General features: G+C 70.3%; 20 protein-coding genes, 2 pseudogenes and 1 riboswitch. Of the genes and pseudogenes, 13 read left to right on the plus strand and 9 right to left on the minus strand.

What is annotated here, in order from left to right; all coding sequences use genetic code 11:
* Positions 1–1,385, plus strand: a 1,385-nt coding sequence (locus AC31A1_RS25665; RefSeq protein WP_489655582.1) for an NtaA/DmoA family FMN-dependent monooxygenase, incomplete at its 5' end; no start/stop codon positions are given.
* Positions 1,386–1,567: 182 nt separating this feature from the next.
* Here the strand turns inward: AC31A1_RS25665 and AC31A1_RS25670 are convergent.
* Positions 1,568–2,548, minus strand: a complete 981-nt coding sequence (locus tag AC31A1_RS25670) for an ArsR/SmtB family transcription factor (RefSeq protein WP_489655583.1) — start codon at positions 2,546–2,548, stop codon at positions 1,568–1,570.
* A 217-nt stretch (positions 2,549–2,765) separates the two neighbouring features.
* Positions 2,766–3,593, minus strand: a complete 828-nt coding sequence (locus AC31A1_RS25675) for a DUF1684 domain-containing protein (protein ID WP_489655584.1) — start codon at positions 3,591–3,593, stop codon at positions 2,766–2,768.
* A 925-nt stretch (positions 3,594–4,518) separates the two neighbouring features.
* Between AC31A1_RS25675 and AC31A1_RS25680 the strand changes: the two genes are divergently transcribed.
* Complete coding sequence (locus AC31A1_RS25680; protein WP_489655585.1) at positions 4,519–5,343, plus strand: DUF427 domain-containing protein; 825 nt, start codon at positions 4,519–4,521, stop codon at positions 5,341–5,343.
* 361 nt (positions 5,344–5,704) lie between these two features.
* Here AC31A1_RS25680 and AC31A1_RS25685 read toward each other — a convergent pair whose 3' ends face one another.
* Both AC31A1_RS25685 and AC31A1_RS25690 read right to left on the minus strand, forming a co-directional pair.
* Complete coding sequence (locus tag AC31A1_RS25685) at positions 5,705–5,908, minus strand: hypothetical protein (protein ID WP_489655586.1); 204 nt, start codon at positions 5,906–5,908, stop codon at positions 5,705–5,707.
* A gap of 22 nt (positions 5,909–5,930) precedes the next feature.
* Complete coding sequence (locus tag AC31A1_RS25690; RefSeq protein ID WP_489655587.1) at positions 5,931–7,100, minus strand: hypothetical protein; 1,170 nt, start codon at positions 7,098–7,100, stop codon at positions 5,931–5,933.
* A 336-nt stretch (positions 7,101–7,436) separates the two neighbouring features.
* Between AC31A1_RS25690 and AC31A1_RS25695 the strand changes: the two genes are divergently transcribed.
* The 4 genes from AC31A1_RS25695 (at position 7,437) to AC31A1_RS25710 (ending at position 9,534) form a co-directional block, all read left to right on the plus strand.
* Positions 7,437–7,763 carry a plasmid stabilization protein gene (locus AC31A1_RS25695; RefSeq protein WP_489655598.1) on the plus strand — a complete coding sequence of 109 codons (327 nt, stop codon included), beginning with the start codon at positions 7,437–7,439 and terminating at the stop codon, positions 7,761–7,763.
* Between the two features lie 49 nt (positions 7,764–7,812).
* A complete protein-coding gene (locus AC31A1_RS25700) occupies positions 7,813–8,157 on the plus strand; it encodes a hypothetical protein (RefSeq protein WP_489655588.1) in 345 nt (114 codons plus the stop codon).
* Between the two features lie 124 nt (positions 8,158–8,281).
* Positions 8,282–8,355, plus strand: a riboswitch (cobalamin riboswitch).
* Between the two features lie 57 nt (positions 8,356–8,412).
* Positions 8,413–8,631, plus strand: a complete 219-nt coding sequence (locus AC31A1_RS25705; RefSeq protein WP_393048529.1) for a CbtB domain-containing protein — start codon at positions 8,413–8,415, stop codon at positions 8,629–8,631.
* 36 nt (positions 8,632–8,667) lie between these two features.
* Positions 8,668–9,534, plus strand: a complete 867-nt coding sequence (locus tag AC31A1_RS25710) for a CbtA family protein (RefSeq protein ID WP_489655589.1) — start codon at positions 8,668–8,670, stop codon at positions 9,532–9,534.
* A gap of 102 nt (positions 9,535–9,636) precedes the next feature.
* Here the strand turns inward: AC31A1_RS25710 and AC31A1_RS25715 are convergent, their stop codons facing one another.
* The 3 genes from AC31A1_RS25715 to AC31A1_RS25725 form a co-directional block, all read right to left on the minus strand.
* Positions 9,637–10,440, minus strand: a complete 804-nt coding sequence (locus AC31A1_RS25715; RefSeq protein WP_489655590.1) for an SAM-dependent methyltransferase — start codon at positions 10,438–10,440, stop codon at positions 9,637–9,639.
* Positions 10,441–10,516: 76 nt separating this feature from the next.
* Positions 10,517–11,365: a universal stress protein gene (locus AC31A1_RS25720; protein WP_489655591.1), complete on the minus strand. Its 849-nt coding sequence runs from the start codon at positions 11,363–11,365 to the stop codon at positions 10,517–10,519.
* Positions 11,366–11,494: 129 nt separating this feature from the next.
* Entirely contained in the window at positions 11,495–12,298 is an 804-nt protein-coding gene (locus tag AC31A1_RS25725) for an SDR family NAD(P)-dependent oxidoreductase (protein WP_489655592.1), read from the minus strand.
* Positions 12,299–12,426: 128 nt separating this feature from the next.
* On the opposite strand from AC31A1_RS25725, the gene AC31A1_RS25730 reads away from it, so the two are divergent.
* A complete protein-coding gene (locus tag AC31A1_RS25730) occupies positions 12,427–13,374 on the plus strand; it encodes a LysR family transcriptional regulator (protein ID WP_489655593.1) in 948 nt (315 codons plus the stop codon).
* 259 nt (positions 13,375–13,633) lie between these two features.
* On the opposite strand, the pseudogene AC31A1_RS25735 reads toward AC31A1_RS25730, so the two are convergent.
* Both AC31A1_RS25735 and AC31A1_RS25740 read right to left on the minus strand, forming a co-directional pair.
* Positions 13,634–13,717: pseudogene (locus tag AC31A1_RS25735) on the minus strand (integrase core domain-containing protein); the annotation flags it as partial.
* A 206-nt stretch (positions 13,718–13,923) separates the two neighbouring features.
* The gene (locus tag AC31A1_RS25740) at positions 13,924–14,703 is read right to left on the minus strand and encodes an SDR family NAD(P)-dependent oxidoreductase (RefSeq protein ID WP_489655594.1); all 780 of its coding nucleotides are present in this window, start codon (positions 14,701–14,703) and stop codon (positions 13,924–13,926) included.
* Between the two features lie 162 nt (positions 14,704–14,865).
* Between AC31A1_RS25740 and AC31A1_RS25745 the strand changes: the two are divergent.
* From AC31A1_RS25745 to AC31A1_RS25770, 6 genes and pseudogenes are all read left to right on the plus strand, one after another.
* Positions 14,866–15,042: pseudogene (locus tag AC31A1_RS25745) on the plus strand (winged helix-turn-helix transcriptional regulator); the annotation flags it as partial.
* Between the two features lie 13 nt (positions 15,043–15,055).
* Positions 15,056–15,292 (plus strand): hypothetical protein, encoded by a 237-nt coding sequence (locus AC31A1_RS25750; RefSeq protein ID WP_366492809.1) that lies wholly within the window; start codon positions 15,056–15,058, stop codon positions 15,290–15,292.
* Positions 15,292–15,669, plus strand: a complete 378-nt coding sequence (locus AC31A1_RS25755; RefSeq protein ID WP_366492810.1) for a toxin Doc — start codon at positions 15,292–15,294, stop codon at positions 15,667–15,669. Before AC31A1_RS25750 ends, AC31A1_RS25755 begins: the two co-directional genes overlap by 1 nt.
* A 61-nt stretch (positions 15,670–15,730) precedes the next feature.
* Positions 15,731–16,687 carry a GlxA family transcriptional regulator gene (locus AC31A1_RS25760; RefSeq protein WP_489655595.1) on the plus strand — a complete coding sequence of 319 codons (957 nt, stop codon included), beginning with the start codon at positions 15,731–15,733 and terminating at the stop codon, positions 16,685–16,687.
* Positions 16,688–16,798: 111 nt separating this feature from the next.
* Complete coding sequence (gap, locus tag AC31A1_RS25765; RefSeq protein WP_489655596.1) at positions 16,799–17,797, plus strand: type I glyceraldehyde-3-phosphate dehydrogenase; 999 nt, start codon at positions 16,799–16,801, stop codon at positions 17,795–17,797.
* Positions 17,798–17,860: 63 nt separating this feature from the next.
* On the plus strand, positions 17,861–18,928 hold the full coding sequence (locus tag AC31A1_RS25770; protein WP_489655597.1) for a P1 family peptidase: 1,068 nt from the start codon (positions 17,861–17,863) through the stop codon (positions 18,926–18,928).
* Positions 18,929–18,998: the final 70 nt, after the last annotated feature.

Genomic DNA, 18,998 nt, shown 5'->3' on the forward strand with positions numbered 1-18,998 from the left:
CCCTCGACGTCCCCCGCCCCGACGCCCAGCTCCACTTCGGCGTCTTCTTCCAGGGCGTCAACCACTGGACGGTCTGGTCGGATCCGGCCAGCGGTTCGCAGATCGACCCCGCCAACTTCCGGCGCGTCGCCCAGACCGCCGAACGGGGCCTGTTCGACGCGTTCTTCCTGGGGGAGGGGCTGCGGCTGCGCGAGGTCGACGGCCAGATCCACGACCTCGACGTCGCCGGACGGCCCGACGCCATTACCCAACTCGCCGCGCTGGCCGCCGTAACGGACCGGATCGGTCTGGTCAGCACGTCCAACACCACCTTCAACGAAGCCGCGGACCTCGCCCGCCGGCTGTCCGGCCTCGACCTGCTTTCCGAAGGCCGGGCCGGCTGGAACGTGGTGACCACCGACAACGCCTGGACCGGCGCCAACTTCCGCCGCGGCGGCTACCTCGACCACGCCGACCGCTACCGCCGCGCCGAGGAGTTCCTCACCGTCGCCCGCGCGATCTGGGACAGCTGGGACGATGCGGCCGTGTCCGGTTCGGCGGATGCCCCGGCCTGGGCGGCACCCGGTGCCGTACGCCAAGTCCGCCACCAGGGACCGCAGTTCGACGTCGACCTCGCACCCACCCTGCCGCGCAGCGCGCAGGGACACCCGGTGATCTTCCAGGCCGGGGACTCGGGCGAGGGCCGGGACTTCGCCGCCCGCAACGCCGACGTCATCTTCTCCGCGCACGGCAACGACTTCGACGACGCGCTCGCCTTCGCCGACGACCTACGCCGCCGGCTGCGGGCCGTCGGCCGCCCCGAGGACGACCTGCGCATTCTTCCTGGCACCGAGATCATCATCGGCGCGACGGAGGAGGAGGCCCTGGAGAAGAAGCGCTGGATCCGCCTCCAACAGGTCACCCCCGCAACCGCGTTGGGCATCGCCGGACTCCTGTGGGGCATCGACCTCTCAGGCCGCGACGCCGACGGGCCGTTGCCCAAGGAGGACCCGGTCATCGCCGAGAACGACGGTTCCTTCGGCGCACGGCGCATCGCCGATCCCCGCCAAGTGGTCGCCGAATGGCGGGAGAAGGCCGATGCGAACCGCTGGTCGCTGCGCGAGACCGTCATCGCGCTCGGCCCACAGCGCGGTCACGTCGGCACCCCGGAGGGCCTGGCCGACAAGTTCGCCCACTTCGTCCGGCACGGCGCCGTCGACGGCTTCAACGTCACGCCGTACCTGATCCCCGACGGCCTCGACGACATCGTCGACCACCTCGTCCCCGCACTCCAGGAACGCGGCGTCTACCGCACCGACTACACCGGTACGACCCTTCGCGACCACCTGGACCTGCGTGCACCCCTCACCCACCGCGTCACGACGGACCGCCGCCGGGCGGGCTGATCCCCGACACCGCGGACGCGGTGCCCACCGGCCCCCTGTGCCCGGTGGCCACCGCGCCCGGGTCATCCCGGCCCGGTACCGCCGTGACTCACACGGCGACCGTCACAAACGATGGCGGTGCGGGGCACATGGCGGCAATGAATTCGAAACCCTTCTAATCGGCGCGGGCGAGGTGTGCCCAGTCACCGCTCGTCAAGGAGGCGCAGGCCAAGCGGAGTTGCCGAGTGCCGCACGAACTGGCCCTCCCGGTGACTGGCGATCAGGCCTCCGTCGCGCAGCACGCTGAGCTGGTAACTGGCGCTGGGCAGCGCGATGTTGGCCGCCGTGGCCACCTCGGACGTCGTACGCGCCCCATGGCTGGCCAGATCCGCCAGGACGACCGTCCGGGTACGGCCCAGCAGCCGCTCCAGCCCGTCCCTGCTCGCCCGGACGATCTCCAGGGGCTGTTTGGCGACCGGGTAGACGAGCACCGGCCCGAGCGTGGGGTCCGCGAGCGCGGTGGGCCTGCGCCAGCAGAAGTACGACGGGATGAGCAGCAGGCCGCGCCCCTCCAGGTGCAGCTCGCGGTCGACGGGATAGTCCACCTCAAGCACCGGAGCGTGCCAACGGGCATGCGGGCGCAGGGCGTTGAGCAGCGCGGAGGTGCCGCCGTCGAGGAGCGCGCGTGACCGCAGTTCGACGTCGTTGCCGACAGCCGTCTGGATGTGGGGCCAGTACGGTTCGAGCAGCGTCCTGCAGGACAGCTCCAGGGCTCGCGCCAGCGTCCCCAAGGCCTGGCCGCCCGGCCTGTCGAGGGTGGACACCCAGGACGGCAACGGACGCGACTCGGCGAGCCGGGACAGCTCACGGGTCAGCCGGGTGCGGGAGGTGCTCCGCACCTGGTCGAGGCCGACGGCCAGACCGCCGCCCGTGACCGACGGCGTGAGGAAGTCGGGGATGTAGCCCACCGGAGGAATCAGCGTCTGCAAGGGCAACAGGGCCCGCCGGGCCCGCGGATCCTTCGCCAGCCCCTCGCGCACCGACCGGCGCCAGTGCCCGAACTCCAGCGCCCCTTGCCGCACGTCCAACCGGCAGACACCACACACGAGTTCCCAGAGAGCATGGGGCTGACGGGCCACCCGGATGCTCTGCAGGTCCTGCGAGGTGAAGTGGATACGGAGCATACGGCCTCTTTCCTGCGCGTCGTCCGGGCGCAGTGTCGGTGGGGGTACGGCCGCGCGAAATCCAGCGCGTCATCAATGGGGACGACTGAGGCGTGTGCATGGTTGTCGAAGGAAAAAAGGAAGAAAAGGATGGCCAAATACCGCGTCTCGGCGCGTAACCGGGTCCGACGAGCCCGGCCGCGGTCCGGTGGTGCCGTGGACGCGGCCGGGGCGACGATCAGACCTGTCCGCCCCGCTCACGGGGTGTCTTCTGCCCGGCCTCGACGGACACCGGCAGCCGGTTCTCCGCCGGCGGCAGCGGGCAGGTGGCCAGGTCGGTGTAGGCGCACGGCAGGTTCGTCGCCCGGTTGAAGTCCAGGACGACCGTGCCGTCGGCGTCCGGCTCGGCGAGCGAGAGTGCCCGGTTCGCGGCGTACGTGGTCACCCCGGACGTTGCGTCGGTGAAGAGCAGCAGCAGTCCGCCCGGCCCCCGCCCGGGGAACGCGGTCAGGGCCAGCGACTGCCCGTCCAACTCGAACTCGACCCGGCCCGGCGCGTCGTACACGTGCTCCAGGCCCTCGACCGCCGCGCCCACGGTCGTAGGACGCGGTGTGTCGAAGGCTGTGTACCGTCCCCGGACCACCCAGCGGGGATCCGGCGCATAGGCGGGCGTACCGGCGAAGTCCGTGCGCAGCGGCGCGTCCGGGTGCCGGGGCCGCACGATGTCGTTCCCGCCGCGCCTGGCCACCTCGATCACCGCATCACCCCAGACCGCGTCGACCCCGCCCCGCTCGGGCAGCACGCCGAAGCGGTGCTCACCGCGCACCGGCGTCCCCTCCACGACGAGTTCCTCCCCTTCGTCGAGGGCTACGGCGACCCCGTCGGCGTCGGTCCACCAAACACCCGGCGCGTCGGGGAAGCGCTGCGGCCGGTCGTCGAGCCAGTGCAGCCCGGTGATCGCCAGGAACCCGTGCGGAGCGGCGAGGCGTTCCTCCTGCCCGCGATACCACTCCAGCCAGTCCTGGGTGAAGGCCTGGAGGTCGGTCGTGGTCAGGTCAACGGTCATGGTCGTCGCTCCTTCGTCGTGCGAGGCCCGGCCTCGAAGCGGGGTCGTACCAGTGCCAACCCCGGCGACCCGGCGAGGGATTCCGGTCCGTGTGTGACAGCTTCATGTCAGGCCCGACCAGGAGCGGACCATCGCGCGCTCCTGCGCTACCCGTACCACCCGGCGGGACACCATCCACCCGTACGTGGGACGGCATTGTTCGATTTCGAGCCGCTACAGCCGTGGAACGCGCGACGGCGGACAGCCGAGCCCTGGCGTAGAGCGTGTATCGCGGGCGGTTCCGTTCGGCGAAGGCCGCGAACCCGAGATCCGCGATCACCGGATCAATCGCCGGTGACGGGGAGTTGCCGGTAGGGGAGTGATGCGTGCGCCATGCCGCGAGTTCGGGTGCGGCAAGGGAAGGGGTCGCGCGCCGGCCGGGAGCGCGAGGCCATGAGACCTGGAATGCTCGACCCGGTCACCTTGCATTGAGACTGCTACCGTGAATGTGCCCGGAGGGCAGCCGCAGGCGCCCTCGACGAATCGGCTCGTGCATGTGGTTGTTTCCTTGTCGATCTGCTTCGTCCCCGGGAATGTGATTGAGCAATTTCCCGGGCGGGTCTCCTTGGGCCCGAAAGGAAACTACCGCGCAGAGCCGGGCAGTTGAGGTGTCCCGGCCCTCCATGCAAAGTCATTTTGGCGCACTAAACATCGCGGTCAGGGGACGCCTTATCTCCCCTTCGGTCATTTTCGATCAGCCCGGCCGGGTGGTTCTCAGCCGACTTCGCTGGCCACGACGGCGAGGTGCCCGGCGGACGGAAGGGGCAGCGGGCCGTCGAAGCTGTCGGCGTAACGGGCGTTGTCGGTCAGCAGTTCATCGGTCACGGACATGGTGGACCGGCAAGCAACGGCCGGCCGTACGACCTACGAAGAGGGAGCAACGGTCATGAGTACCTTCCCCACCGCACGAGACGTCAGGACCACCCCCGAAGGCCTCCTCTGGGAGCCGAGTCCACGCTGGGTACGCGGCCGCAAGGGCGACACCACCGTCGTGGACAGCAGGCACCCCGTCCTCGTCTGGGAGCCGGCCGTACCGGTACCGACGTACGCCTTCCCCCACGACGAGGTCCGCGAGGACCTGCTCCACCCGGCGAAGAACCCGCCGACCGGCACGCACACCGGATCACGCGTCTTCTACGACCTTGAAATCGCCGGCGAGTCGGTGGAGAACGCTGCCTGGACCTACCCCGCCGACGACCTGGCCGGGTACATCGCCTTCGAGTGGTTCCGGCGGGTCGGCCGAGGGCTGGACCACTGGTACGAGGAGGAGGAAGAGATCTTCATCCACCCCCGTGACCCGCACAAGCGGGTCGACGCCATCCCCAGCAGCCGTCACGTCCGGGTCGAGATCGACGGCACGGTCGTCGCCGACACCCACCGCCCCGTCCTGCTCTTCGAGACCGGCCTGCCGACCCGGTACTACATCCCGCGCGAGGACGTCCGCCTGGACCTGTTCGAACCGACAGACCACAGCACCGGGTGCCCCTACAAGGGCACCGCCGCGTACTGGTCGTGGAGGGGCGAGGCCGGCGTTCCCGGTGTGCCGCGGAACATCGTCTGGAGCTATCCGGAGCCGCTGCCCGCGGTGGGCGCCGTAAAGGATCTGCTCGCCTTCTACAACGAGGCGGTCGACATCTTCGTGGACGGCGAGATCTTGGAGCGCCCTGTCACGCCGTTCACCGAGGCGCTCTCGGGGCAGTCGTCGGACTGACGGCACCGGTGAAGTCCGGCCCTGTTGCTTCCAGTTGAGGTGAAACATCGCCAACAAGGCGGAGAGTCACAAAAGGATGAGAAGAAGCAGGAGCCGCCACCACCGGTGCGGCGGACTTCCAGCACACCTTCCGACGGACGGGCGAGGGCATCCGCAGAAGGGTGCCGTCGGTCGCGATGGCGCTGACGCCGAGTGAGGAGAGAGCAGGCCAACGCGCGGACGCCCAGGCGGCGTTCGCGTTACGGGACGGCACCTCGGCCGGTGCCGCGTCACCGTCCGACGCTCCTTCGGATGATCCCGGGAACGAATCCGGCAACGGAACGTCGCTGGGCGGTGGTTGGGCCGCAAAGAGCGTCCCCGCTCACAGTCCGGCACCCACTCCGCTCACGTCCAGCAGCGCGGGGTCGCACGCGGGCGGCATCGGCTCGCCGTCCGCGAGCGCGGAGCCGGAGAACAGCTCCAGCTCCCGTGCCGAACCGAGCCACAGCGCCGCCTCCAGCCCCGCGGCCTCCGCGTCGAGGGTGCCGTCAGCGAGCGGTGACGCCGTGAACAGCTCCGACGCCACCGCGAATTGAGCGGGGCCGACCCTACTGAGGCGTCTGGTTCGCGTCGGCCAGCGCCCGGTGATCGGGATGGCCGGGATGGCCGGGAAGGTCCAGCTGCCGGCCGAACTTCCGCGAGGCCAGCAGCGCGAGCAGCGCCGTGAGCGCCGCCAGTGCGGCGAATACGGCGATCAGCCCCGCGAACCAGGGCGGCGCGGCGGTGATCCGCAACGCCTGGGAGAGGCGCGAGGAGTGGAACCGCCCGTCGAACAACTGGAGGGCGGCCAGCGCGGCCGGCACCACCACGGACACGGCCAGCACGAACAGGCCGCCCTGGAGGACCAGCGCCGGTGCCAGCAGGACGCACAGGACCGAGACACCGAGCGCGAACCCGTAGGCGGTGCCGGAGGCTCCGTCCCGGTGCAGCGGGAAGTACGACAGCCCGCACAGGATGAGCGCCGCCGCCGCGATCAGCCTCGGCCAGACCGGGGGAGTGGTGCGGCGGGTCGTCGTACGCGGACGTCGTGCGCGGCGCTGACGAGCGGACGGGCGGTCACCCGCGGGTTCCGGCTCGTGAGTGTCCGCCGGGGTCTGGCCGGGCGCCTCGTACAGCGGAGCCGTAGACCTCTCTGTCACCGGTCCCGGGGCCCGGGCGGACGCGTCCTGTTCCTCGGCCAGGCGGCCGATCAGCTGGACGAGTTCCTCGACGGGCCGGCCGGCCGCGGCCCGTACCACCTCCTCGCCGCAGTGCGGCTCCACCTGAGCCCGCTGCAGCAGGGCCATCAGCCGGGTGACGTCCTCCACGGGCCGGTTCTCGGCGGCGGCGCGGATCGCCTCGTCGGCGGACTCGGGATCGCGCGGTGGCTGGGTCAGCAGGGCCACGAGTCGTGTGACGTCCTCCACGGACCGGTCGACACCGACCGCCCGCAGGGCGTCGACAGTGGCCTGCGCGTACTTCGGTGACTGCTCCAGCAAGGTGATGAGCTGGAGGACCTCGTCGAGCGGCCGGTCCGCGACGGCGGCATGCACCAGGCGGTGCATCGGATCGACGTTCTCGCCCTCGGGGCCGGTCTGTGCGGAACCCTCTTGCGTCGGACGTGACGTCGGCGGCGTTCCGTGGGCCCGCCCTCCGTCGGAGGGCGTGAGCGCGTGGGTCGCAGTGCCGCGGGGTATGTCGGGTTGGTCCGGGCTGGGCGAGAAAGAGCGGATGGTCATGCTCGGCTCCATGAAGAGGGTGATGCTGCTATCGCCCCCCGAAGCGCGATGAACAAGCTGATCCCGTCCATTAGTAGGCGGCCGCCCGTCACCACGCCACGCGAGTACGCCACCCGTGTGACCCCGGCCCGCCGCCCGGAGGCCTCCGCGGAGCCCGCACGCTCATCCGTTCGGTGGCTGTCTGCTCGCACCGCGCACGGGCCGCACATCAGATGGAATCAGCGTGTTCCGGGGGCCGCGTGAGAAGCACCGGACGGCGGGTACCTGGGAAATCGTCGGAAAACGGGTCGGGTGCGGCCGAGCCGGACCGCCCGCGAGGAAAGGAAGGTGAGCGCCGTGCCGCGAGGTTCCAGCGCGAAGCGCGAGCGTCAGTACGAGTACATCAAGGAAGGCGCCGAGAAACGAGGTGTCTCCGAGGGCCGGGCGAAGGAGATCGCAGCGCGCACCGTGAACAAGGAGCGGGCCCGCGCCGGTGAGTCCGCGACCGCGAGCAGGACGTCCACCCGGGACCCGAAGTCCGCACCGCAGCGCGGCGGCCGGCGCTCCCACAGCGGGGCGCAGGGGCCGACGACGGACCAGCTCTACGCGGAGGCCAAGAAGCGCGGTGTCGACGGCCGTTCGTCGATGAACAAGCAGCAACTGGCGAAGGCCCTCGGCTACTGAATCCGGCCGACCGTCGCCGTACTCAATGACCCCAAGGAGAGTGACCTCGATGGCCACCGTGTGCCTCACCGGCGCGTCCAAGGAGGACGCAGCCACCGTCTTCGGCGTCCTGCGGACGGCGTTCCCCACCGACCGGCCCGCCGACGACGTGCCCCAGGAACAGCCGGGCGGCCGCGCCGTCGTGTGGACCGCCGAGTTCGAGCCGACGCAGGAATGGATCCCGACCGACCCCATCCCCCTGGAGGGTTCGGTCTCCGCCACGCTCCAGGGCGGCTACGTCGCCGTCGGCCAGCTGCGTGAGGCGCTGAGCGTCGCGTTCGCCGTGGACGAGCGGGGCACGGCGTCGGGAGACCAGGAACAGGAGGTCGACCTGAGGCTCACGACGAAGCGGTGACGGGAGGGACGCCGGCACGCAACTCCCAGCACACACACGGTTTTGTCAGGAGTCGTACGCGGAACGGGCCTGATTGACGGCCTGGAGAGACGCGCCGTACCCTCCCCCTGTAGTGATGGCATAAGGAAGCTGGTGGAATTCCAGCACGGTCGCGCCACTGTGAGCCCGCCGCCGGAAGGTGGAGGGCGAGTCAGACACTGATCCTTCACTCGCCCGTACACGCAAGGGACGCACGATCCCGAAGGAGGGCTCACCTTGAGCAGCAGCATTTCCACATCCCGTCCGGTGTCCACGCCGGTGGTCCTGCCGGTCTCGAAGTCGATCGTCTGGCTGGTCGGCACCGCGCTGATCGCGCTGGCCGTCTACTACTTCGTCGGTGTCGACCAGGGCGCCGTGTCGGTGTTCGGCAACGACATGCACGTCCACGAGTTCGTCCACGACGCCCGCCACTTCCTCGGCTTCCCCTGCCACTGACCCTCCGCCGGCACCCGGACGTACGGACAACTCGACATGGAAAAGAAGCTCATACTGCGCGGCATACTCGCCGGCGCAGTCGCGGGCCTGCTCGCCTTCGTGTTCGCGCGCATCTTCGCCGAGCCGCAGATCGCCAAGGCCATCGACTACGAGAGCGGCCGTGACGCCGCCCAGAACACCCTGGACAAGGCGGCCGGCCTGCCCGTCGAGGCCGCCGACCCCGACCTGTTCAGCCGCACCATCCAGGCCAACGTCGGTATCGGCGTCGGCATGATCTTCTTCGGCATGGCGATGGGCGCCCTGTTCGCCGTCGCCTACACCGTCTGCCTGGGCCGTACCGGCGGGGTGCGGGCACGCAACCTGGCGCTCCTAGTCGCCGGTGGCGGGTTCCTGGGCATGTACCTGGTGCCGTTCCTGAAGTACCCGGCCAACCCGCCCGCGATCGGTCACGAAGAGACCATCCAGCAGCGCAGCGCCCTGTACCTGATCATGGTCGTGTGCTCCGTCGCGTTCCTCGCGGGAGCCGTCTACCTCGGCAAGCACCTCCAGGCGCGCTTCGGCAACTGGAACGCGACCCTCCTCGCCGGCGCCGCGTTCGTCGTCGCGATCGGGATCGTCATGCTGCTCCTGCCGCAGCTGGGCCATCTCTCGTACAACAAGGCCAACTTCGGCAACCAGGCCACCGAGACACCACTGCCGCTGAAGGACGACAAGGGCACCATCGTCTACCCGGGCTTCCCCGCCGACGTGCTGTTCACCTTCCGCTTCTACTCGGTCGCGGCGCAGCTCATCCTCTGGACGGCCCTCGGCCTGATCTTCGCCCCCCTCGCCGAACGCCTCCTCGACCCCGCGCACCCGGACGCCACCACACCGTCCCAGGAGCCGGACCCCGTTGCGGCGTAACGGCTCCTTCCCCCTCTTCTCTTCTACGGCTTCTTCTACGGTTTCTTCTACGGCGAGCGCGGTGATCGATGCGATCACCGCGCTCGGTCCGTGACTTGGGTCTCACGGTTTGCGGGCGACTCCGACGTACAACGGGATCTGGTCGGTTTCGCCGGGTTGTTCTCCGGGCTCGGTGTGCCAGCGCGCGGCGAGGTCAATGCCGGGGGCGACCAGCTCAAGTCCCCCGAAGAAACTGGTGAATTCGGCGCGTGACCGCACTTGGGCGGACGTGCCGCCCTTGCGATAGACCTCGACGACGCGCTCCCAGGTCTCCGGATCGAAGTCTCCCGTCGCGTGGGACAGGGCCAGGTAGCTCCCGGACGTAAGGGAGTTGAGCAGTTCACCCACGATGCGATGGGGCTCGTCCTCGTCCGCCACCAGGTGCAGGAGGGCCATCAGGGACAAGGCGACCGGTTGCTCGAAGTCCAGCTGCTCCTTCGCCGCCGCGAGGATCTTTCCCGGCTCGCGCACGTCGGCCTGGACGTAGGTGGTGCTGCCTTCCGGCGTGCTGTGAAGAAGGGCTTCGGCGTGCCTGAGGACTATCGGGTCGTTGTCCGCGTAGACCACGCGAGCACGGGGGTTGATCGCCTGGACCACCTGATGAAGGTTCGGCCGGGTGGGTATTCCGGTGCCGATGTCCAGGAACTGGCTGACTCCCCGCTCCGCCAACAGCCGCGAGGCCCGGTGCATGAAGTCGCGGTTCACCCGTGCCATCTGCCTGACGTCGGGGAACAAGGAGATGACCTTTTCGGCGGCTTCCCAGTCGACGGGGTAGTTGTCCTTGCCACCCAGGAAGTAGTCGTACATGCGGGCCGACTGGGGTTTGCTGGTGTCCACGTCGTCCGCGCTGAATCCCGCATCCGTCACTTCGGTTCTCCTGTTGCCCAACGGCCTTTGTCACAAGGTGAGTTCAGGCCCGCGAGTGTAACGGGCGGAGCTGTTCTCATGCTTGGTGCGGGACTACGGCCACCGGGCACGCGGTGTGTTCCAGTACGGCGTGCAGGGTGGGCCCGAGTGTCCTGCTCGCGCGGCCGATCACCAGCAGTTCCGCCGAGGCGGTGGCCGACGCCTGGACCAGGGCGGCCGCGGGGCTCTGGAGGCGGAGATCCTCGTAGACATCCACGTGCGGATACTTCTCCCGCCATGGCCGCAAGGCGTCCGAGAAGCGTTGCGTCTCCTGGTCCTCCCAGCGCCCTCGGTCCTTCTCGGGCGGCGCGTACGGCATCCAGTGTTCGGCGGGCGAGGGCAGTCGCCAGGCGTGTACGACGTGCAGGCCGGTGCCGCGTCGGCAGGCGGCGTCGAAGGCGAAGTCGACGATCGCACCGGGCAGTTGGCCGCCGTCGACGCCCAGCGTCACGCCGTACTGTGACCGCCCGCGGTGACTGCCGACGAACCCGCTCGGCACCAGTACCACCGGCCCTGCGCACCGCTCGGCGACCCCGTGAGCCACGGAACCGAGGGCCAGGCCCGTGAAACCGCCCGTACCGCGCAGCCCGAGGACCGTGCAGTCGGCCCCGGCGGTCAGGGGGAGCAGCGCGGGCACGACCTCTCCGGTGAACGCGACCACCTCGGCCCGGAGTTCGGGGTGGTCCTTCGCGAGTGACGTGACGAGGGCGTCGGGAGAGGGCTCCCGGAAGTAGGGCCACGTGGTGAGGAGTTGTTCGTCGGGGAGTGTCGAGACGTGCACGACCCGCAGGGGGAGTCCGCGCAACTCGGCTTCCTCGGCTGCCCAGTCGGCCGCGACGCGACTGTCCGCGGAGCCGTCGACACCGACAACGATCAGTTGGGACATGGCCGTTGGACCTCCGTGCGAGCGAGTCGGGGCCTCCACGATCCGCCGCGCGAGGCGTGCCGCACAGGGGTTGGACGGAACCGGAGGGAAGCCGAACGGCCTGTCCGCTGAAGGGGCTTGAACCACTGCTCAGCCGAAAGCGGCCAGGGAGACCGGCTGCCACTTGCTCCACGTGCTCAGCCGCTCCTCGTACAACGCGGCAACATCGGTGAAGGACTTGCCGAGGAAGATCCTCAGCGGAGGATTGTCCGCGTCGACGACCTGGAGGATCGCGTCGCGGGTCGCGTGGGGGTCGCCGACCTCGAAATCCGGTGCGGTGGCCGTGCGGACCTCGGCGTAGTCCGGGTGCGGCTCGCTGCGCCGGGCGCCGCGGTCCAGCCAGTCGGTGGCGTAGGGGCCGGGCTCGACGTTGGTGAGGTGAATACCGAAGGCGGCCACTTCCTGCGCCAGGGACTCCGACAATCCCTCAAGAGCCCATTTGGAAGCGTGGTACGCGCCTATGCCGGGGAACGCGCGCACGCCGCCCTCGCTGGTGATCTGCAGGATCCTGCCCGATCGTTGGGTCCGCATGAAGGGCAGTGCGGCTTGTGTGACCCAGACCGCGCCGAAGAAGTTGGTCTCCATCTGGGCCCGGAGTTCGTCCTCCTCCACCTCCTCGACCATGCCGAAATGCCCGTAGCCGGCATTGTTGACGGCGACGTCCAGCGATCCGAAACGCTCGTGGGTATGCCCCACCGCCGCATGCACCGCTGCACGGTCGGTGACGTCGAGGGGAATCGGCAGTACGGCGTCCCCGTACCGCTCGACCAGAGGAGTCAGTCGGCTGACGTCCCGAGCCGTCGCCGCGACACGATCGCCGCGTTCGAGCGCGGCCTCCGCCCACTCGCGGCCGAACCCCCTTGAACTCCCTGTGATGAACCAGGTCTTCGCCATGATCGGTGCTCCCTGTGGATGGTGGACTGCTTGCTCCTGCCACTCCATCGTGCTGCCGCGCAAGGCATTCCACCAGCGATGATCTCGCACACGAGACATGCGTTCCCGGAATGTGTCAGGATGCCGGCATGGCCGAATTCACCCTCACCGGTCTGCGTGTAGTCCAGGCCGTGGTCGACACCGGATCGTTCACCGCCGCGGCCGACGCGCTCGGATACACGCAGTCGGCGGTGTCCCGTCAGGTGGCGGCGATGGAAGTCGCCGCGGGCGCGCCGCTGTTCGTCCGGGGCGCCCGCGGGGTTGCCCCTTCGCCGGCGGGCACGGTGCTCGCCCGCCGAGCCGCGACGGTCCTCAACGAGATCGACGCGGTCGGTACGGACCTCGCCGGGCTCCAGGACCACCTCACCGGGCGCGTCGCCGTCGCCGCGTTCCCGGCGGCCGCCGCCGTGCTCGTCCCCAGGGCGTTGGCCCGCCTCCGTGACGAACACCCGGGCCTGGTCGTCGAGTTGGGCGAGGCTTCCTCGCCAACGCAGCTCCGCCAACTCCGCGCCCACCGCATCGACATCGCGGTGATCGGCGTGGGACCGGACCTGCCCGCCTACGACTTCGAGGGACTTTCCCGCGAACTGCTCCTGGACGGCGGCCTGTTGCTCGCCGTGCCCGCCAACCACCGGTTCGCAGGCCGGGGAACCGTCCCCGTGACCGACCTGAGGGACGAAGCCTGGATCGTCGGCAAGGGCCTGCGGGACGATCCCCAGTTTGGTGCCTGGCCGACGCTCGACCGCCCGCGGGTCGCCCACGCCGCCCGCGAATGGCCCACCCGCCTGGGGCTGGTCGCCGCCGGTCTCGGTATCGCCGTACTGCCCGAACTCGCCGCCCCGGCCGTCCCCACGGGCGTCCGCACCGTCCAGGTCGACGACCCCGCCTGGCTCGGCCGCGCCACCGTCGCCGTCACGGTCCGCGACCGGGCGCCCGAGGTGACGGCCACGGTGGAGGCGCTCCGCCGTGAGGCCGTCGGGCTTCGCGCGGCGCGGCACAACACCGCACCGGGCAAGGACGTACGGGCCGCGATGTGACCGCATCCGGGTCGCCCCGCCACTTCGTCGCCGGGCTGATCCTGGCGTACGCCGCCTCCTACGTCGCGGTCAGTACAGCGCCACCAGGACAGCGGCACGTTCGCGCCGCACCCCGCAGCGGGAGCCGACGGGCGATCTTGACTCGTTGTGCGGGCCGGTCGTGCCACAACCGAGGCCAGGGAATCCGGTGGGAATCCGGAACTGACGCGCAGTGGTGAGGGGGACGGGTGGGGCACTAGATGTATTGACCCGCAGCGTCGTTGCTGGTGTAGGGCCGCTGGTAGGCCCATTTGTCGAGCAGGGTGCGGTTGAAGCGTTCGACCTTGCCGTTGGTCTGCGGCCGCCTGCTCGTCCTCGACACCGGCCGCACGGTGGCCGAGGGCACCCCGGCCGAGGTCCTCAACCCGGCCCTCATCAAGGACGTCTACGGCGTCCGCGCCGGGGTCGGCCACGACCCCGGGCATCCTGTGATCCGTTTTCTGCGGCGGGGAGCGGGGCGTCGTAGTGGTGGCCGGCTTCCCAACCGGCTGGGGTGCAGCCGGTGTTGGGCTAGTGCACGGAGAATCCGCCGTCCACGAAGACCGACTGCCCGGTGACGTAGGCGGAGGCGCGGCTCGCCAGGAACACCACCGCGCCCGCGAAGTCCTCGGCGAGGCCGTTGCGGCCGATCAGTGTGCGCGCGGCCAGCGCCGCCACCTTCTCGGGGTCGGACGACAGTCGTTCGTTGAGCGGTGTCATCACGAAGCCCGGGACCAGGGTGTTGCAGGTGACGCCGTGCGGCGACCACGCCTCGGCCTGCGAGCGGGCCAGTGACTCCAGCGCCCCTTTGGACACCCCGTAGGCGCCGCTCTGCACGAACGCCCGGTGAGCCTGCTGGGAGGTGATGTGGATGATGCGGCCGAAGCCCCGTTCGGCCATGCCGGGACCGAAGCGCCGGCCCAGGAGGAAGGGCGCCTCCAGGTTCAGGGCCATCGTGGTGTCCCACACGTCCTCGCCCAACTCGCCCATCGGCGGGCGCAGGTTGATCCCGGCGCTGTTCACGAGGATGTCCGGCTCGCCGAACACCTCGGCTGCCGCTTCCGCCGCCGCCCGGACGCCGTCCCGGGTGCCCAGATCGCCGCTCACCCAAGCCGCCCGGCAGCCCTCCGCCGTCAACTCGTCGACCGTGGCGGTCAGTTCCTGCTCCTTGCGTGCCACTACGACCACTTCGGCCCCCGCCCGCGCGAGCGCTCCGGCGGCGGCCCGGCCGATGCCGGAGCTGCCGCCCGTCACGACGGCGATCCGGCCGTCGAGCGAGAACAGTTCGGAGAGGTAGTCGCCAGAGATCATTCCGGCAGCTTAGGAGGTGGCTCCGCGATCGGCGACTCCGTTGTTCCGGCCGTGGTCAGTAGGTGGCGTCGGCCTGCTGGGCGCCGGTGAGACGGATGGTGTACCTGAATTCGGACGCGGCTCGACCCAGCCACACTCGATCGCGGAGATGCCGTCGTACGTGTTCTCGTCGTCGACGCGCGGAGCGGCGAGGAGGTCGAGCCCGTCGTGGTCGATGCCAGGACCGGCAGGCGGCTCGACGACAGTGACACGTACCTCTTCACGGCCGGGCCCGCGGCCGGCGACGGCATCCGCGAACGCTGTGCGGGGCGGGGCCCTCGCACCGGCGGCACCAACTAGGTACCATCGCAGCATGCCATCACTGAATGTGTCCTTCACCGAAGAGGAACTTGAGGGAGTGCGCGCGGCCGCCGCGGCCGAGGGGAAGAGCCTCAAGCAGTATCTGCACGACCTCGGCGTGCGTGAGATGCAGCGCGGTCAGTTCGTCGCCGGCGCGTCCGTGTGGGCCGAGCGGCTGCGCGGGGAGTTCGACGACGCCTTCCCCGACGAGGTGCCGCCTTCGGAGCGTGACGGGGCCGCGGCCGCCTGATGCACCTGTACATCGACGTCTCCTGGCTGCTCGACGTCCAGGAGGCCGCCCTCGGCCACGAGGACATGTCGGTCTCCGACTACTCCGCGCTCGTGGCCGCCGTATCCCGGCACAAGACCAAGCTGCCGACGCTGGCCGCGGCCGACCCGGACGCCGCTTGGCGGGCGGCCGCGCTCATGCACACCATCGTGCGCCTGGAGCCGCTGCCGCACCGCAACAGCCTCTACGCCGCGTTCGTCGCCGCCCAGTACATGGGCCAGTCCGGCGAAGGCATCGACCCGCCCTACGGCGCCCTCTCCGACCTCGTCCGCAAGATCCGGGACACGCGGGTCGGGGTCCTCGCCGTCGCCGACCAGTTGCGCTCCTGGAAGGTCTGACCTGCGGCGGCCCGGCACGGCTCCGTGAACGGTCGGCCGTAGCCCTGCGTAGGCTGTTCCCGTGTTCACCGCCCGCCTGCGTCGCGTCGCCGTCCTCGTCCTCGAAGGCGCCAAGCCGCTCGACGTCGGAATCCCCGCGCAGGTGTTCACGACGCGGGCGAGCATGCCGTACGAGGTGCGATTGTGCGGCGCGGCGCCCGGGCTGGTGACCGGGGGCGACGGGCTGTCGTACCACGTCGCCGACGGGCTCGACGCGGTGACCTGGGCCGACATCGTGTTCCTGCCCGGATATCGGTTCCCGGACCGCGAGGACCCGCCGCAGGGTGTCCTGGACGCGTTGATCACCGCGCACGACCGGGGCGCGCGGCTCGCCGCGATCTCGACCGGGGCCTTCGCGCTCGCCGCCACGGGGCTGCTCGACGGCAAGCGCGCCACGACGCACTGGCACTACACGCGGGCGCTCGCGACGAAGTACCCGCTCGTCCAGGTCGACGAGAACGTCCTGTTCGTCGACGAGGGCAGCGTGCTCACCTCGGCGGGAGCCGCCTCGGGCATCGACCTGTGCCTGCACATCCTGCGCGGCGACCTCGGGGTGGCCGCGTCCAACCACGCGGCCCGGCGGCTGGTCGCGGCTCCCTACCGCAGCGGCGGCCAGGCGCAGTACGTGCCGCGCAGTGTGCCCGAGCCGCTCGGTGAACGGTTCGCAGCGACCCGCGAGTGGGCGCTGCACCGGCTCGGCGAGCCCCTCACCCTGGAGACGCTCGCCCGGCAGGCCGCCGTCTCGCCGCGCACCTTCTCGCGGCGCTTCGTCGACGAGACCGGGTACACGCCGATGCAGTGGGTCATGCGCGCCCGCATCGACATGGCCCGCGAGCTGCTCGAACGGTCCGAGCGCGGCGTCGAGCAGATCGCCGCCGACGTCGGTCTCGGCACCGGTGCGAATCTCCGGCTGCACTTCCACCGTCTTCTCGGTACGACGCCGAGTGAATACCGGCGGACCTTCGCGCAGGGAGAGTAGCCCGGCCATGCCCCGGGGCGTGGCGGGATCCTTTTGAACCGTGGCGATCGCGCCACTGTCCGCGACCGTTGCCGCGCGCGAGCCTGGTGGGGAACCGAAGGGACTTACCTCATGACTCGCATTGCCATCAATGGATTCGGCCGCATCGGACGCAATGTGCTGCGCGCCCTGCTCGAACGCGACAGCGACCTGGAGATCGTCGCCGTCAACGACCTCACGGAGCCGGCCACTCTGGCGCGGCTGCTCGCCTTCGACACGACGTCCGGCCGGCTCGGCCGCCCCGTGACCGTCGACGGGGACACCCTTGTCGTCGACGGCCGGCGCATCAAGGTCCTCGCCGAGCGCGAACCGGCTGACCTGCCCTGGGCCGAGCTCGAAGTGGACCTCGTGCTGGAGGCCACAGGCCGTTTCACCTCCGCCAAGGCCGCCCGCGCCCACCTTGACGCGGGCGCGCGGAAGGTACTCGTCAGCGCGCCCTCGGACGGCGCCGACGTCACGCTCGCGTTCGGGGTCAACAACGACGCCTACGACCCGGCCACGCACACGATCGTCTCGAACGCCTCCTGCACGACCAACGCGCTGGCACCCCTCGCCGCGGTGCTCGACGAACTCGCCGGTATCGAGCACGGATTCATGACCACGGTGCACGCCTACACGCAGGAGCAGAACCTGCAGGACGGCCCGCACCGCGATGCCCGCCGGGCCCGCGCCGCCGCCGTCAACATCGTGCCGACCACGACGGGCGCCGCCAAGGCGATCGGCCACGTACTGCCCAACCTGGACGGCAAGTTGTCGGGCGACTCGATCCGCGTGCCCGTGCCGGTGGGCTCGATCGTCGAACTCAACACCACCGTCGCCCGCGACGTGACTCGCGAGGACGTGCTCGCCGCCTACCGCACCGCGGCCGAGGGTCCCCTCGCGGGCGTCCTCGAATACTCCGACGACGCGCTCGTCTCCTCCGACATCACGGGCAACCCGGCCTCGTCGATCTTCGACTCCGCCCTCACCCGTGTCGACGGCCGCCATGTGAAGGTCGTCGCCTGGTACGACAACGAGTGGGGCTTCTCCAACCGTGTGATCGACACGCTCGAACTCCTCGCCGCAGGCTGACCGGCCGGGCGGCTGCGTTGACCGTCAGGGCCGGCGCGACCGGTGGTGTCGTAGTGTCTGGCCATGCCCGCGTCGCCAGGCCCTGATCCGCTCGCGCCCACCGTGCCTCGCCGAGCCCGTCAACTCGGGCTCGGCATCGGTGACTTGCCCACGGGGACGCACAACGCGATCACGGATGTGCCCGGCATCCGTGTCGGACACACGACACTGATCCACCCGCCACGCGTGCACAGCGGCGTCACCGCGATCGTGCCCGAAGGCGTGGGCCCCGGAAGCCCGTTGCCCGCCGGGGTGTTCGCGGGCAACGGCTACGGCAAGTTCCTCGGCTCCACGCAGATCGCCGAACTCGGCGCGCTGGAAGCCCCCGTGCTGCTCACCTCGACCCTGTCCGCCTTCCGGGTCGCGGACGCCCTGGTGGGCTGGATCCTGGAACGGCCCGAGGGCGCCGACGCCCGGAGCGTGAATCCGGTGGTCGGGGAGTGCAACGACGGGCTCCTCTCCGACATCCGGTCACGTCCGGTCCGGGAGGAACACGTCCGCGCCGCACTTGAGTCGGCGTCCGCCGGGCCTGTCGCCGAGGGGTCGGTGGGCGCGGGCACCGGGATGACCGCGCTCGGCTTCAAGGCGGGCATCGGCACCTCGTCGCGCCGCGTGCCGGTCGCGGGGCAAGAGGCGGCGCTCGGGGTCCTCGTGCAGGCCAACTTCGGTGGAACGCTACGGGTGTTGGGCCGTACGGTCACTCCCGCCGACGTGGGCGTTCCCGCGGACGAGTCCGGTCCCGGTCCGGAGACCGGCTCCTGCATGATCGTGACCGCCACCGACGCGCCCCTGGACGCCCGCCAGTTGACGCGGCTCGCCCGTCGCTCCGTCTATGCGCTGGCACGGGTCGGCGCCGGTTACGGCAATGGCAGTGGCGACTACGGCCTCGCCCTGGGCATCCGTCCTCTGGGCACACCGGCCGGACCCGCGGTGGTGCCCGATGCCGGGCTGGATCCTCTGTTCGGCGCTGTGCTGGACGCCGTGGAGGAGGCGGTTCTCAATGCGCTGTTGACCGCTGCTCGGGTCACGGGGCCGGGTGGGCATACGCGGTGTCCCTTGCCGGCGGCGCGGCTGCTTGCACTGTTGGAGTGAGTGCTGCTGGGGGGTGCTGGACCTAGATGTCGCGCTGGTATCAAGTGCCTTGCTTGCCGCCGATGTTGGA

This window comes from Streptomyces sp. P5F9 (assembly GCF_057961495.1).